This window comes from Paenibacillus sp. KACC 21273, from assembly GCF_028736095.1.
In the GTDB taxonomy this organism is placed as follows: Bacteria; Bacillota; Bacilli; order Paenibacillales; family Paenibacillaceae; genus Saccharibacillus; species Saccharibacillus kyungheensis.
The window spans coordinates 4423358-4440241 of the sequence record NZ_CP117876.1 but is presented as its reverse complement, the minus strand read 5'-3'; the positions used below and the strand labels follow the sequence as shown (position 1 = coordinate 4440241).

Genomic DNA, 16884 nt, shown 5'->3' with positions numbered 1-16884 from the left:
ATAGGTGATAAGGATTGATTATGTGAATTTAAAAATAAGCTATCGTCAACATTTTAATACCTAAATCATGTTTATATATTATACATCTGTTTATATAGAAGAATTAGTAACTTATCATATTGCATGTATACATAATATTTAGAGAATTTATCTTTCTTTAGTATAATTAAAATATCTAATTCGTTTACAGGAGAATACTTATGACATTGCCTTTAGAATTACAATCCATTTATAATCACAAGCAAAAATCATATAAAATGATCCTTATGTTATCTTTGCTAGACGAGATGAAAGAATCTAATCTGCATGAAGTATCCATGCTTAAAGTACGGGAACGTTTCTTATCTTATTTACAACAACGAGAAGCACAGAGTCTACGTGTAGATGAACCACCTTCTCAAGTGAAAGCAACGCGTTGGGCAGATGTCCAATTAAGTCGTATTCAGTATGTGATGAACACGCCAATCAAAGCATTATCTTCCATCTTACATGTACCTAGTGAGCAATATACAATTGGCTTTAAAAAAGACCTGTACGACCAATGGGATCAGTCTGTTTTAGACGAATTATACCAATTTACGTTAGATGAACTGGAATTATATTATGCTCAACCGCCTTCAGATTTCTCGATTCGAGATGATCTAATGCGGATTATGATGGACTATCCAGAAGCGCGTAGAGAACCATTTAAGCGTAATCCTTTAGCTCAATATATGCGAAATGTGATCCCAGAGCATATTCGTTCGTTGCAATTTATTCATACTTATTTTCGAGTACAAGGTTCACTCGGGCAAGGGAATTGGGCGTATATTCCATGGATTGCGATTATGCACCGTCAAATTACTGATACTACCCAACGTGGATTGTATGTAGCTTATTTGTTTGCAGAAGATTTGCAGTCTGTTTACCTTGTACTACAATACGGTGTAACCGATATGAAGAACCGTCTAGGTACTAAAAAAGCCTATGAACAATTTGAACAAAAAGCACAAGAAATCAGAGCTATGTTACCGCCAACACGATTGAATTTAGAAGGAAATATTGATTTGGGTGAAAGTACGTATGCCAAAGATTATCAGGCATCTACTATTGCTTATACTCGTTATGATTTGAATGATATGCCTAATAATGAGCAATTGGTAGACGATTTATGGGACGCAGTAGAGACTTATCTATCTTATGTGCAAAGTATAGATGCAACACCAAACACAGAGTGGGCAAGTCAGTTGAATGATGAAGAAGAGGAAGAAGTGGACGAAGTCGAAGAAGAATCTATTGTACTTATCCATGATGCTGAGATCAAAGAAGTATTAGATCATATCCGCGACTACATCACCCAACGTGGATTCTACTTCCCAGCCCACTTAATCGACAACTTCTACCTCTCGCTCAAAACACGTCCGTTCGTTATCCTCGCAGGTATCTCTGGCACAGGGAAGACGCGGTTGATCCGTTTGTTCGCTGAAGCGGTTGGGGCGACTGCGTTGAACGGGCAATTTCGGTTGATTCCTGTACGTCCAGATTGGAGTGATCCGACAGATCTGATCGGGTACAAAGATTTGTCTGGCACCTTCAAGCCTGGCCCACTCACATCGGTGATTGCTGAAGCATCTCAACCAGAGAATCGGAACAAGCCTTATTTTATCTGTCTGGATGAAATGAATCTGGCACGAGTCGAACATTATTTTAGCGATATTTTGAGTCTATTGGAGACACAATCGTGGCAGGGCAGACATATTGTGACTGATCCGGTGATTCCAGCAGTTACGTTAGAATTGGAAAGCGATCTAGAGCGATATGGGAATCTGGGTATACCGGAAAATGTATATCTGATCGGAACCGTTAATATGGATGAGACGACCTATCCCTTTAGCAAAAAGGTTCTTGATCGAGCGAATACGCTGGAATTTAACTCTATTGATCTGATGCAGTTACCCAAGTTGCGTGAGGAGAGCCAGCAGGTGGTCGAAGCTGTACCGGTCGAGCAGTCTTTTTTACGCGCAGATTATTTGCAGTTGATTGATGCTTATGACCATTATGCAGACTTGATCACCCGTACTACCGAGCGATTGGTAACCGTGAACGAGATACTGGAAGATATTCATGCGCATGTAGGGTTTCGGATACGAGATGCCGTATGCTTTTATGTGATCTATAATGAACGTTTTGGATTGATGAGTGAAGCAGAAGCTTTTGATCTACAGATGATGCAGAAGATTTTGCCACGTATTCAAGGAAGTCAGTCTGGAGTACGGCGTGTATTGGTGAAGCTGTTACGTCTGTGCTTACAAGATAGTGTCCGTATTCCGTCACCGATGGAAGACGATGATGTCTTCTGGGCACAATGGGATCGCGGAAATACACCGCCACAGGCGACCTATCCGCAGACAGCGCATAAGCTGGTGGATATGATTGTGAGGTTAGATGAAGATGGATTCACATCCTACTGGATTTCTTAATCAGAGTACCGAGCTGTTAGAAGTGAAGTGTAGTATCGGGACGATCTATATCAAAGGCAAACCGTATCATCCGGTAGTGGAGACATTGCAATTGCATCGCGATCAGGGCGAATGGGTGAATGCGCATCTAATCTGTCGTTCGCTTGCGCCTGAGGTGATAATAGACGATATCTCTGTATTTTCACCAACTGCAAATCAATTAATTCGATGGGACGGGACTACACCGTCTTTTCCTTGTTTTTACGAGCAACAGAACTACGAATTTGTGCTGATTAAGTCAGATGATATGCAGTTACCTGTTCAATTTCATCATGATAATCTGGCAATTCGTGAAGCGGTTACGCCTAAGGGTGAGCAGGTCTTATCTGGGATTTTGAATTTTAAAAATGAAGTCGGCTTTACAGAGTTGGAATTACGTAGCAGAGGACAGCGGTTAATAACGATCGAACTGGAAATTTTCCCGTCCAAGCTGGATTACAAGCAAGATTATATCCAGTTGCTACGTGAAGTGAATGAGCAGGTGTACAACTTATCGTTTGATTTTCTCAAGCGGACATATCAGTCGGTTCGTATTCGAGATACACAGCAACAGAGTTTGAGTGAATTTTTTGCATTGATTACGCATCTTTTTCACCAGATGGAGATTGCGATGGAACGGATTAATCGGCAACCTCATCATAAGCTGGACAAATCTTTAGAACGTAAGCCTGCCTCACGGGTCAAGCGAGGAAGTAATCGCAACAATGCGTATCTTGCCAGACATCCGCAGTATTTAGAACAGGACTCTGTGCATGGATGGTTACCGATAGGAGCAGAACGCTACCAGCCGACTCATTTACTAGATACGATCAAGCATATCTCTTATGATACCGCAGAGAACCGTTTTCTACGCTGGATGTTAGAGCGCATATTGAGCAAGTTACAGCAATTACAAGAACAGTATAGCCAGTTAACCAGACCGCAGAATTTCCGTAGTCGGGCGTATGATCCTGTGTTTGTAAAGCGTGTTAGCCAGATGATCTCGCGGTTAGAGCAGTTATTATCGTTAGAATGGCTACAACAGATTTCACCGATACGGCAAATGAGTACAAGTCTGGTTCTGCAGATGGCGCCAGGGTATCGGGAAATGTATCGTTATTATCTTTTGCTTCTCAAAGGGTTATCGATTCAGAGTGATCTATTACGGCTTTCGATGAAAGATATTGCAGAAATCTATGAATACTGGTGCTTTTTGAAATTAAATGAATTGCTGAGTCGTAAATATCCATTAATTAAGCAAAATCTGATCAGGCTCAACCATAGCGGATTATTTGTAACATTAGGTCGAGGGCAACAATCTCGTATGGAATATCTGAATCCGCGTAATAACGAGACATTTGTGCTGTATTACAATAGTCTGCCTAGCAAAGAACTTACACCGACGTTGCCACAGCGACCGGATAATGTGCTTTCTTTAATGAAAGTAGATGCCGGACAGAAAAAAGAATACAGCTTTATTTTTGATGCCAAATACAAGTTGAACGCCGCTGTAGAAGGTTCACCTTATGCTTCTGCGTACCAATATCCCGGGCCACAGGAAGAAGATATTAACACAATGCATCGTTATCGGGATGCGATTGTACATTCGTCTGCTGGTGAGAAGTATGAACGCAGTATGTTTGGCGCGTATGTATTATTTCCATATGGGGATGAAGAGCAATTTCGTGACCACCACTTTTACCGTAGTATTCGTAAGTTAAATGTAGGAGCGTTACCTTTTTTGCCGAATGCCACTACGCTCGTAGAGCAATTTCTAGACGAATTGATTCAAGATAGTCCCGAAAAAGCCTACGAACGTTCTACAGCACCACGTGGAACAAAAGCATATTACCAGAACAAATTACTAGATAAAAATATGCTGGTGGGGTCGGTACGCGGACCGGAGCAAATACAGATTGCACTGGCAGAACAGTTCTACCATATGCCACTGGCTAACTTTGTGGATACACAGGTGATTACGCAGATAGAGTATGTAGCAATGTGTGAATCTAGACGAAAGTTTGAATCCCTCGGTAGAACGGGTATAAGCTATTATGGCAAAGTAGACAGATGGGATATCGTCAAGCGATCTGATATTACTGAGATTCCTGCTGATCCGCAGAAAGCGAATCTTTTATATGTGAAATTCACAGTGACTCGTTGGGAAGAACGGACAAGTCCTATTTTACTAGCAGGTCAGGGTATCTATACATTGTTATATACAAGTAAATATATGTTCGATCGTGCAGAAGAATTAGCTGAATTACGATTAGAATCGGAAGCAGATCTAGCCTCATGGCGTGAAAAGCGTAGACAAGGCAAAGTGAAAGTGGAGCTTGATAACAATTATGTCGATCTAGCTGAACATGTGCTTGATGTAAGAATAGACGAAGAGTAATGTATTAATCTTATCTTTGCTATATTGAAAAATATATACAAGTCATCTGCTAATGCTGTAACACTAAGCATGCAGATGACTTTTGTATTGTCTATAAATGTAAGAAAATAGTAAATACCAACGCTTTTCATGAAAATTTAAAAAATAGTGAAAATCTAATGCATCTGTGCAAAAGAAGAAGTATAATTCTTGCAGTTAGCGTTGTATCTGGGTCAGTATAACCAGACTTATAAAGGAGGGAAGGCAGTCTTGAAACGTTTGATTTGGATGGGAAGTTTATTTTATTTATTAATGGGTGCTATCAAAGTGACGGTGGCAGCGATTGTTACCGTATTATTGCCATTGTATGATCGAGATTATACAGATGCCGGAGCACTGATTTTTATAGAATTTGGAGCATCGATTATCGGGATGTTGATTCAACCGTGGTTAGCGAATCGAATATCGAAAAAAACAATGTTACATATAGGCGCAATCGGTGTAGCTATTTGTTATATTTTGATCGCCTTTTTACCACCATGGTCGATTTTAATTGTCGGTATCGCTATTGCAGGATTTCTGGGCGGTATTATTGAATCGGTTATTGCGGCTGTGATTTTGGAAGGATTACAATCCAATGCCGCGATTGCTATGAGTCGCTTAGAGATTGCATTTGGTGTAGGATCACTATTATTCCCATTAGCGATTGGTATGCTGGTGCGCTCAGGATTATGGAATTATGCGTTGCTTGGCATCGCTGTGTATTGTATCTTTTTATCTTTATTCGTACGATTTAGCCGATTTGAAGGTGTAGAGCCTTTATTTTTGCCACGTCATTTGACCGATCTACCTCATGTCGTTCCTGCAACAGCAGCTTCTTCAGGGCCTGTAGGTGCTGTAGTAGCAGCGGCGGCAACCAATCATCCTTCTGCTCGTCTCAAGCGATTATGGGTCGGTGGCAGTCTGTTATTACCATCGTTCGTTTTTCTATTTTTCTTATACGGAGCAACCGATATCGGGTTAGTAAATTATTTGCCATCGCTGATGTTAGAGACAGGAATGGCAGATGCAGGCACAGCGCCGATCAGTGTTACAGTATTCTGGGCGGCTATGATTGTCGGACGGATGTTTGCCGGTTATGAAGCAGAACGTATCGGTTATCGTCGCTATTTATTTATTCATTGGAGCAGTATGATCGTATTGCTGTCTTTATTTGCACTGAATCGGAATCCGGTAATAAGTTATATTTTGATCGTATTGTTAGGTCTAATGTTATCAGGTCTATACGTAGTCACACTGGTCTATATGAAAAAGCTAATGCCCAAAAATATAGCTCGTAATACTAGTATCGTTATGGCTGGTTGTGCGATTGGTGGAGGATTGTTCTCTGTTGTAGCAGGACGTATGCTAGATACGTTATCTCCTTCTTATGTTCAATGGATGATGGCGATTGTTGCTTTATTCAGTCTGATTACTTATGTATTGTATGCCAAAGAATCGAATATGCAGATCGAACAGACTGAATTGGCACCTACCGAGGGAACCATCAATTCCTAATAAACGAAATACAAAAATGATAAAGCCAGTATAGATGCGGACAATTGCCGTAACTATGCTGGCTTTTTTTCTAATATGTCAATCGTTACCGGTACGATATAAAAATAAGGAAAATCGCGCTAAATAAGATTCATATACCTAACATAAGGTAATACATACTATCACCTATAGTATGGTATTAATTAGTCATTTTTACACAAAAAACTATATTTCTTGCAAAAGTTACTCTATAATAGGTGAGTGTCCTAAAATAACATAATTTTACATTAATTAAGAAAGTGAGCTGATAATTAATGAAAAAAACGATGTTGAAGAAGTGGAGTGCTTCTGTGTTAACGGCTGTATTGACGTTATCGCTAACCACTTCTGTCTGGGTACCACAAGCAAATGCAGCTACAACGCCAGTGCAGAAGCACGGACAATTATCGATCGCTAACGGACAATTGGTGGATAAGAATGGTACCCCTGTCCAATTAAAAGGTATGAGTTCTCATGGCATTCAGTGGTATGGTAACTATGTGAATAAAGATACGATGAAATGGTTACGAGATGATTGGGGTATTACTGTATTTCGAGTAGCAATGTATACCGCAGAGAATGGATATATTTCAAATCCTTCACTGAAAAACAAAGTGAAAGAAGCGGTAGCAGCAGCGCAGGATTTGGGTGTCTATGTGATTATCGATTGGCATATACTTTCAGATAATGATCCGAATATTTATAAAACGCAATCCAAAGCCTTTTTTAGTGAAATGGCTGGCTTGTACAAAGATTCACCAAACGTTATTTATGAGTTAGCCAACGAGCCTAATGGTGGGGTCACATGGAATGGGCAGATTCGTCCGTATGCGCAAGAAGTGACTCAAGTGATTCGTGCCAAAGATCCAGACAATATTATTATCGTCGGAACAGGAACATGGAGTCAGGATGTACACGATGCAGCAGATAACCAGTTACCTGATAAAAATACAATGTATGCTGTACATTTCTATGCAGGAACACACGGACAATTTTTACGTGATCGCATCGATTATGCGTTAAGCAAAAAAGCACCTGTATTTGTAACAGAATGGGGTACAAGCGATGCATCTGGTAACGGAGGGCCATTCCTGAGTGAATCGAAAGTATGGACTAACTTCTTAGCTAATCGCAAAATTAGTTGGGCGAACTGGTCACTTGCAGATAAAAACGAAGCGTCAGCGGCTCTTCAGTCGGGAGCAAGTTCAACAGGTGGATGGATAGTCAATAACTTAACAGCTTCAGGCAAATTTGTACGTGATGAGACTCGTCTTGGAGCAACCACCAGTACAACAGACCCAGATACAACAACACCTCCAACGACAGGCGGTGATACCGATACATCTCCTCCGACTACAGGAGGTGGCGATACAGGTACAACTACACCAACCGATCCTAAAGGGAAGTTGGTATTGCAATATCGTAACGGAGATAGCAATCCGACCGATAATGCGATTCGACCTGTTTTTAATATCAAAAATAACGGTAGTACAGCGGTCAATCTAAGTGATCTCAAAATTCGTTACTATTACAGTGATGAGAGTCAGCAAAAGCAACAATTTTTTATCGACTGGGCGAGTGTAGGTGGAACGAATATTAGCGGTGCATTTGGTACACCGACAATATCCAAAACAACAGCGAATCGCTATGTTGAATTGAGTTTTGGTAGTGGAGCCGGTTCGATTCCAGCCGGAGGTCAAAGCGGAGATATTCAAGCTCGTATTCATCCAGCCGATTGGAGTAACTACAATGAAGCTAACGATTACTCTTATGGAGCTAATCAGACTGCGCTAACCGATTGGAATAAAGCAAGTATCTACAATAAAGGCACATTGGTATGGGGAACAACACCGTAAACGATTTGAATAAGTATGAATAGATTATATTTTATGCAAAAAAGAGCTATCACTATGATAGCTCTTTTTGTTGTAGTTGGTTTTGTATTATCGACTTTGCGCTGAATTGAGGCGGCCATTCCAGAAATACAGATAAGCACCGGAATAGATCCATTGTTCATACGTTAACGAAGACGATTGATACGTATTCTTATCAGACGGTTCGCCCCAGGATAATATCACTTGTTCGCGGGTCATATTATTTAATAATTTATTTTTACTGATGGCTGTCCAGACGCTATTGCTCCAATTGTATAAAGTACGTGGGTTTTTGGACCATAAAATATCACTTAGCATCATACCAACATCATATTGTCGATTGAGTTTGATCCCGACTTGCTTGCCATTGGATTTTTGCAACGTCACAAAAGCATCATTTTGGTCATTTACTTGCACAGCGATAAATGTTAACTTTTCCAGATGGTTAAGACCGCTTCCATTATACGCACGATTGTCGAACCAGACATATTTGCCATGCCAGTTCTGATTAAATGATGTCAGCTCGCTATCTAACAGAAAGTCCAAATCAGATACTGGACTATTGAACTCATACGTATCACCTGATTTATTTTGAATCGTTATATACAAGCTGGAAGAAGCATAACGTATATCGGTAATCCAATAAGCTCCCGGATAATAAAACGGATATATTTTCTCACCGACAAAGTAACCGAAATTCGCAGGCAGTTGACTAATATTTGTTAAAATCTCACTGGATGCGCGCTTACCTTCATCATCGCTCCATAGAAATAATGCTTGAGCACTGGACGCATATTTACCATCCAAATCAGTAATCGCTAATAACGATTTGTACATCACATAAGTAACCCCTGCATAAGCAAATGAATTGGAATCGTTGACTGTGATACTACCTTTGTTACCAGTAATCGTAAGTGGACTACCATATTGAATCGTGATACCTGGAATCCGATCCATGATTTTGATAGGAATATATAGTTTGTTGTTATTCACAAACTGAGTGTATTGCTGAGTAATCTGGAATTTACCATTTACAAATAAAGAAACGCTTTGATATGTACTTCCTTTTACATTGACAGCATGAATCGTCTGAGCCGGTATAACGATAGCAAACACCATCATCCAGATCCATACACGTAACCATTTTTTGTTCATTGTGAAAAATCCCCTTTTTCTCTAAATATCATAAAAAGATGCAGAATCTACATCCTTTTAAAATATCGGAGAATAAGGGGAAGAAATGAAGATAGTGGATATAAAATATCAGTGGCTTAGTCTAACAGCCCTACCATTTGTAGTCCATGTAAAATGCCATTTTCATCGACAGATTTGGTAATATGGCGAGCGACTGCTTTGGCTTCAGGTTCAGCATTGCCCATAGCGACACTGTTATAGATTTGTTTGAGCATTTCAACATCATTCAGTCCATCGCCGAACGCATATTGTCTTTCTTGCGGGAACCCTAATTTTTCGGTGATTTTGGCTATACCATGTGCTTTGGAACCACCTGCTGGAAGAACATCGACAGACATTGGATGCCAGCGGATAAAATCGAATGATTTGAAGTCTTGCTCATACTTTTTCTCCGCATCTCCTATACAGAATAGTAGACACTGGTAAATCTCTCTACCTTGATGATATAACGGATCATAGGTCGGGAATTTACTTACTTTTAAAGTATGAATACTGGTTGTGATCATTTCGTCTTCTTCCGGCACGCTGGCTCTCATATCTTCAGCATCCATATAGACAAGCGGATTATTTTGCTCTAACGCTGTCTGAGTCAATTGAAGTAATGCGTCTTTGTTCAGTGGATTGGTATAGATCACTTCGCCACGCAAAACAACATATTGACCGTTGTAACTAACATACGTATCAATCTCAAGTTCTTTGCGAATATCGTCAAACATAAAAGGAGCACGACCGGTGGCAATAGCTACTTCGTGACCGCGTGCTTTGAGCTCAAATACAGCTTTTTTAGTGCTTTCCGGTAATTTTTTATCAAAATCCAATAACGTTCCATCAATGTCGAAAAAGATAATACTTTGATTAGACATGGGTAGCTCCTATCGTTGTTATCTATTTTTGGTGTACACAGTATGACTCTATTATAACCGTCAATCGAGAGTTGTGTCTTGTATTTCAGTATAGTCTCTATCGTTATATACCCAAAAAGCTACTTTTTATGAGAAAGAATACTCACAAAAAAGTAGCTTTTGGATAGGTTGGATGTCAGTATATGAATCGGTATTTCTCGTATCAGTACATACAATAGACAAGAAAGACTTATCCGGTAATGTTTATGTCTATCGTAGAATTGGCTATCTATCCATGTTGTTTGAGCGGTTCAACTTGAGCAGGAATAGTCGCAGGACGTTTCCATTTGAGAGGTAAGTTGAAAAATACATTTAATAGAATAGCAGATAAACTACCTGTGATCGTACCGTCACTGACAATAATGCGTAATGCTGAAGGCAAGCCTGCGAAAAGTTCAGGCACAACTGTTGCGCCAATACCAAGTGAGATCGAGCAAGCGACAACTAGCAAGTTGCGTTGTTCTTTGAAGTCTACTTCAGTCAGCATCCGAATTCCTGAAGCGACGACCATACCGAACAACACGACAGTAGCACCCCCTAGAACAGCGGCAGGAATAACTGTAGCCAGTGCAGCGATTTTGGGAACCAGTCCAAGTACAATCAGAATACTTGCCGCCGCAACGATTACATTACGTGTTTTGACGCGGGACAGTTCGACCAGTCCCACATTTTGAGCGAATGTATTGTATGGAAAAGCATTGAACATACCGCCAAGAACGATCGCTAATCCTTCTGTACGATAACCGCGTGTCATGTCTTGCGGTGTTAATTTCTGATCACATACTTTACCTAATGCTAGAAATACACCTGTAGATTCAACCACGATCACCATACATACAATAATCATAGTTAAAATCGGAGCAATCTTAAATTCAGGCATACCGAACATAAATAACTGAGGAAGATGGAACCATGACGCTTCGCTTACGCTGGAAAAATTAACTTTACCGATCATAAAAGCAACAACCGTTCCAGCAACAATACCTATTAATACAGACAACGAGCGCATAAATCCAGTAAAAAAGCGATTGATGATCAAGATCAATGCCAGTACACCAAAGGAAAGGAGGAAATTCGTGAGGCTACCAAATTCAGGGCTATTCGCACCACCAGCCATATTACGAATCCCTGTCGGAATAAGTGAAAGACCGATAACCGTAACAACAGTGCCGGTCACTACAGGAGGGAATAAACGAATGATTTTACCGAAAAAGCCAGCGAATAAAAAGACAAACAATCCAGCAGCTATAATAGCGCCATAGATCGCATTCAGTCCATATTGATTACCGATCCCGATCATAGGAGTAATAGCGACAAAAGAACTTCCTAGCATAACCGGTAGACCAATACCTAGATATTTGTTTTTCCAGGCTTGTAACATAGTCGCTATCCCACAAGTGAGTAGATCAATCGCTACTAGATAAGACAATTGCTCTGCGGTAAGATTAAGCGCCCGTCCAACTAATAATGGCACTAGAATAGCTCCTGCATACATAGCCAGTACGTGCTGTAATCCCAAAGACCAAATTTTACCTCCGGTTGGTTTGATGTCCATTTGATTCGCCCCTTTTTGAATATAATTTAACACCACACGTTAACGAATAAAGAATGTAACGTAATAATATCTTTTAATTCTCTGTTTTGACGATATGTATTCTATCTATTTGTGCAAAAATATAATTTAGAGGGTTTAATTTATGCAATGTTATAAAATATATGTTAGGTAATATAACATATAATGATTTGAAAGGGTAATTAGGTGCTGAATTCAATCAATAAAGTAGATAAAACTCAAAAGATATAGGAATTGAAAGGCACTGTTATTTAAACAGATGACTCTGATTTGTGTACACCTTTGAGAACATCACAAATTTATAATAAAAGAGCTACCACAGAGGATGGATAAAGAAAGTAAAAGTGAGCTTCTATCCTAGAAAAGGAGGAATGTAACGTACAGTTTTGTAGAGTATCATCTGCACAGCAATATTCACTTATTCATATTTGTAAGCGTTACCAAAATAATAAGGATGGTGAAGGGGTATGAAAGAAAAGCAATATTCGCTAACGATTAAAATTGTAGCTGCGGCGTTAGGCATTATATTAGTATTACCGACCAGTGGATTATTTGCGGCTGATTCGAATGAGATGATGACAGCATCCAAAGGTAAAGGGAATAAGGGAGTACAACTAGAGTATCTGGATCGAGGTCTAGTAGCAGCCAAAACAGCTGATGGTATTTTTCTAAGTTGGCGCTTGCTCGGAGATGAAGCTAGCGGTTATTCGCAGACAGGACTCACAGGTACTGATTTTGCTGTATATCGCAATGGTACATTTCTAACCGTAGTCACCGATAGTACTAACTATCTGGATCGGCAAGGAACAACCACTGCTAAATATACAGTAGCACCGATCAAACCGAAAAAGCCCCGTACGATAGATTCATCAGCTACAGTGACTGAATCTGCCTATGATACTCAATCATTTTCAACCACAGGCAGTGAAGAATCCAAGTTAACTACGTATAGTACTGATTACAATTTAAACGATCTCCGCAAACCAGACAAAAAGAAACTTAGTGCTCCTGCAACAGTCTGGAATGACACCTATTACGATCTTCCTTTACAAAAACCGGCTGATGGAGTGACACCTGCGGGTGAAGCGTATACGTATTCAGCGAATGATATGAGTGTAGGCGATGTTGATGGCGATGGAGCGTATGAATACTTTGTTAAATGGAGCCCTTCCAATTCCAAAGATGTTTCCCAAAAAGGATACACAGGCAATACGTATATAGATGCGTACCAACTCGATGGACGATTATTGTACCGTATTGATCTAGGAGTGAATATCCGTTCAGGTGCGCATTATACTCAATTTATGGTGTACGATTTTGATGGAGATGGCAAAGCGGAAATGATGTTCAAAACCGCTCCAGGCACCAAGATCACTCGTTATAATTCACGCGGTAAAATTTCTTCTGAAAAATACATCACTCTACCCAAAGCTGATAAAAAAGCAGGATATGCGAATACAGACGATTACCGCCTAAGCAGTAGCGATTACTATGATCATGTAGTGAGCATGTTTCAAGGATGGCGTGATCAAGAAGAAGTGAAAAATGGTCACTGGCCTCAGACATTAGAAGAATGTTTTGGAATTGCGCCGAAATATAACTATCCTTTATCCCGAGTTGATGCTGAAGCATTGACCGATTACTTTATGGATGTATATGCACCAGCTCGTAGTGCGCGTAACGATCTGCGTACTTTTGAAGGATTTATTTTGGATGGCCCGGAATATTTGTCTGTATTTGAAGGGGAATCGGGTAAAGAATTAGAAACGATCGCTTATGAACCTGATCGTCATGATGATGGTCTAATGTGGGGCGACTATGCAATGTCACGAATTGAGCCGGGCAATCGGGTAGATCGTTTTCTAGCAGGGGTCGCTTATTTAAATGGGAAAACACCATCGGCAGTATTTGCACGCGGGTATTATACACGTTCTGTACTGGTATCCTACAATTGGGATGGACGTCATTTGCAAAAAGTATGGAATGCCGATAGTGGATGGACACCGATGAGCAATCCATTTAACGATGGGCCTCATGGTGTAAATGGAACCGATCCAGAACTGGGTACACTCACTACACAAGGTGCTCATTCACTCACGATGGCAGATGTCGATGGAGATGGACGAGATGAGATTGTATATGGATCAGCGACGATAGATGATGATGGTAGTCTGTTGTACAGTTCGATGGATATCATGCCTGCGAATAGTGCTACACCAGGTGTGATAGCAAGGTTGGGGCATGGAGATGCGATGCATGTCACTGATATCGATCCGAATCGTCCGGGTATGGAAATCTATATGGTACATGAAGGCGGCACCTATGCACCTTACGGCTATAGTATGCGTGATGCCAGAACAGGCAAAGTGATTTTCGGTGCTTATAGTGGGAAAGACACTGGACGTGGCATGATCGGAGATATTGATCCATCTCGTCCGGGATTAGAAGCATGGTCGATGGATCTGCGTACAGCCGATGGTCAATTGATCGGTACGAAGATTCCGGGAACCAATATGAATATCAAATGGGGCGCGGATATGACGACACAGATTATTGATGGTGCTCGTGAAGTGACCCCTACGATTCAAGATTGGCGCAAAGGAACAGTGCTTACAGCAACCGGAACGCTCACTAATAACGATACCAAAGGAACTCCTTCACTGGTAGCGGATATTTTTGGTGACTGGCGTGAAGAAATGCTGGTACGTACGACAGATAGTTCTGCGATCCGTATTTACCTTAGTACAGAAGTGACTACTCATAAATTGTATACTCTTTTGCATAATACACAGTACCGTACAGGAGTAGCTCGTCAGAATACAACTTACAATCAACCAACGTATACAGACTTTTATTTTGCTTCAGATATCGATTGGTCCAGAGTGCCTTTACCGAACTTTTATACTGCTGGAAAAAGAAAGTAATTTCTAAATAGTTAAATATTTGTTAACCGCCTGTTGCTTTTATGGATTAGACTTTACTTAATCCCTAAAAAGCAGCAGGCTTTTTATTCCTAATAAGATCACCGAAATTATACAAACAGTTCTCTCACATTATATAATGCTAACAGATAAATGATAAAAGGTATCATTTACAGAGGAGGTTTGCAGTATGGATATTTACCAGAGTAGCCAGCGTGATCATTCTTTTATGATTCAGCCAGCCATACATCCGATATTAGATATATGCAAATCAATCTACTCTTTTCATCTTACTCCTACGCATGCTGTTATGAATAAACGTGCTGTATTTATGACTCCATTATATGCAGAATATTTTACGATTATTGCTGTCGAAAAAGGCACATTGACGGTTAGAGCTATTGCAACTGTAGATACTCCATCTAAGGATCAACCTGAAACATGGTATTTGCAAGCTGGTGATTTGTTAGTCATCCATCCAAATGTTGAACTACAACTTTCCTATAGTGAAGTTGGCTTTTTACATATCATCACTTGTGAGCGTTATGAATTAATGAATGATTATACCGATCGGATGAGTTATGAATTAAGTTATGAAAGTCTGCCTGAACATGGAGCGATTGTACATCCTCAGGATGAACGTTTGTTTACGTTGATTCAGGAGATCGCTCAATATATGAATCAAGATATCGATCATACTCATGTGATCTTGCATGAATTGTTACAACTTCTCAGCAGTTTGAATGATTATCGTCATCACAAATGCTTAAATCGTTCGATGCAACAGGTAGCTAGTTATATTAGATATGCATCAGAACAGCTACTGACTCGTGAAAATGTAGCAGCACAGACCCGATTACATCCGCATTACTTTTCCGAAGTATTCAAAAAAGAAATCGGATACACCTTTTCTGATTATCTAGCGATCTGGCGTATGAACAAAGCCAAAGAGCAATTGTTATGCACAGATCATACTTTGCATCATATCGCCGAGCAGATCGGATACAGTGATGGTATTTATTTAAGTAAAAAGTTCCGTTCATTTACAGGGATGACACCCGGTACATTTCGAGCGCGCAAAGGAACAACTCGTGTAGCTTCATTTCCATTTGCAGGGACATTGTTAGCATTAGGAATAACGCCAGTAGTCACTGCGCTAGAGATCAATCAATACTCGATGTTAATAGAAGAAGAATTATCGTCAGTCCCAATCTGGCATATTAACAAAGGGGATAATCAACCGCCAAGTGAATGGAAATTTGAATTGCCTGCCACGATTACCGAAGAGACGAAACCTGATCTTATTATTGTAGCGGATTGTGTGTTGGAGCATCCTCAGTTGTATGCACAATTAAGAGAGATTGCGCCTTTATTTATTGTTGAATGGGGAAGAAGAAATCATATTGATGAATTGCTTTATTTAGGGCAAGTCTTAAATCGTCAGGTGCAAGCGCAAGAATGGATAAAACGTTATCAGTATCAAATCGAAACAGCCAGACATGAGTTAGCGTTGGAACATATTACAGAGCAGACAGTAGGTCTATATGAAATTCGAGGTGACCATCAGATTGCGATCTGGGGAGAAGGTACACGTGCAGGATATAATCTATATCGATCGCTCAAATTACATCCGCCGTATCCGATTCGTCATGAAGTATTTGAAGCAGGTGGTTTCAAATTTATCGAAGAGCATTTGTTGCCACATTATGCAGCAGATCACATGTTTGTGGTAGCGCCAGCTCAGTGGTTAGAAAATATGGAATCGATGATGCAACAACATCCAATGTGGAGTCAATTGCCTGCTGTACAAAATGGACAAATCTACGGCTTGAAATTAGAAGAGTTTGCTTATGATGATGGTCTTGCTTTAGAAAGGCAACTTCATATTCAAGTTGGTTATTTAATGCAGTAAGTTAATAGGTTAAGAAATAGATTATTTTACAGCCATGATTATAGATGAATAGACTGTATAACACTGTCTACAATGATGG

General features: G+C 40.1%; 9 protein-coding genes. 6 read left to right on the top strand and 3 right to left on the bottom strand.

The annotated features are described in order from the left end of the window. Positions 1–200: 200 nt before the first annotated feature. The 4 genes from PQ460_RS19420 to PQ460_RS19405 all read left to right on the top strand — a co-directional run bounded on the left by PQ460_RS19420 (position 201) and on the right by PQ460_RS19405 (position 8285). Complete coding sequence (locus PQ460_RS19420) at positions 201–2459, top strand: MrcB family domain-containing protein (RefSeq protein ID WP_274170834.1); 2259 nt, start codon at positions 201–203, stop codon at positions 2457–2459. Continuing rightward, positions 2425–4875 carry a restriction endonuclease-like protein gene (locus tag PQ460_RS19415; protein WP_274170833.1) on the top strand — a complete coding sequence of 817 codons (2451 nt, stop codon included), beginning with the start codon at positions 2425–2427 and terminating at the stop codon, positions 4873–4875. Before PQ460_RS19420 ends, PQ460_RS19415 begins: the two co-directional genes overlap by 35 nt. A gap of 249 nt (positions 4876–5124) precedes the next feature. Further along, entirely contained in the window at positions 5125–6411 is a 1287-nt protein-coding gene (locus PQ460_RS19410) for an MFS transporter (RefSeq protein WP_274170832.1), read from the top strand. A 293-nt stretch (positions 6412–6704) separates the two neighbouring features. Beyond that, positions 6705–8285 (top strand): cellulase family glycosylhydrolase, encoded by a 1581-nt coding sequence (locus tag PQ460_RS19405; RefSeq protein WP_274170831.1) that lies wholly within the window; start codon positions 6705–6707, stop codon positions 8283–8285. 87 nt (positions 8286–8372) lie between these two features. On the opposite strand, the gene PQ460_RS19400 is transcribed toward PQ460_RS19405, so the two are convergent. The 3 genes from PQ460_RS19400 to PQ460_RS19390 all read right to left on the bottom strand — a co-directional run bounded on the left by PQ460_RS19400 (position 8373) and on the right by PQ460_RS19390 (position 11954). After that, positions 8373–9458 (bottom strand): hypothetical protein, encoded by a 1086-nt coding sequence (locus PQ460_RS19400; RefSeq protein WP_274170830.1) that lies wholly within the window; start codon positions 9456–9458, stop codon positions 8373–8375. Positions 9459–9574: 116 nt separating this feature from the next. Then, positions 9575–10360 carry a Cof-type HAD-IIB family hydrolase gene (locus tag PQ460_RS19395; protein WP_273615050.1) on the bottom strand — a complete coding sequence of 262 codons (786 nt, stop codon included), beginning with the start codon at positions 10358–10360 and terminating at the stop codon, positions 9575–9577. Between the two features lie 268 nt (positions 10361–10628). Further along, positions 10629–11954, bottom strand: a complete 1326-nt coding sequence (locus PQ460_RS19390) for a nucleobase:cation symporter-2 family protein (protein ID WP_274170829.1) — start codon at positions 11952–11954, stop codon at positions 10629–10631. Positions 11955–12544: 590 nt separating this feature from the next. Between PQ460_RS19390 and PQ460_RS19385 the strand changes: the two genes are divergently transcribed. Next, positions 12545–14896 (top strand): rhamnogalacturonan lyase, encoded by a 2352-nt coding sequence (locus PQ460_RS19385; RefSeq protein WP_443147221.1) that lies wholly within the window; start codon positions 12545–12547, stop codon positions 14894–14896. 187 nt (positions 14897–15083) lie between these two features. Then, positions 15084–16805, top strand: coding sequence for a helix-turn-helix domain-containing protein (locus PQ460_RS19380; protein WP_274170827.1), 1722 nt, complete (start codon positions 15084–15086; stop codon positions 16803–16805). Positions 16806–16884: the final 79 nt, after the last annotated feature.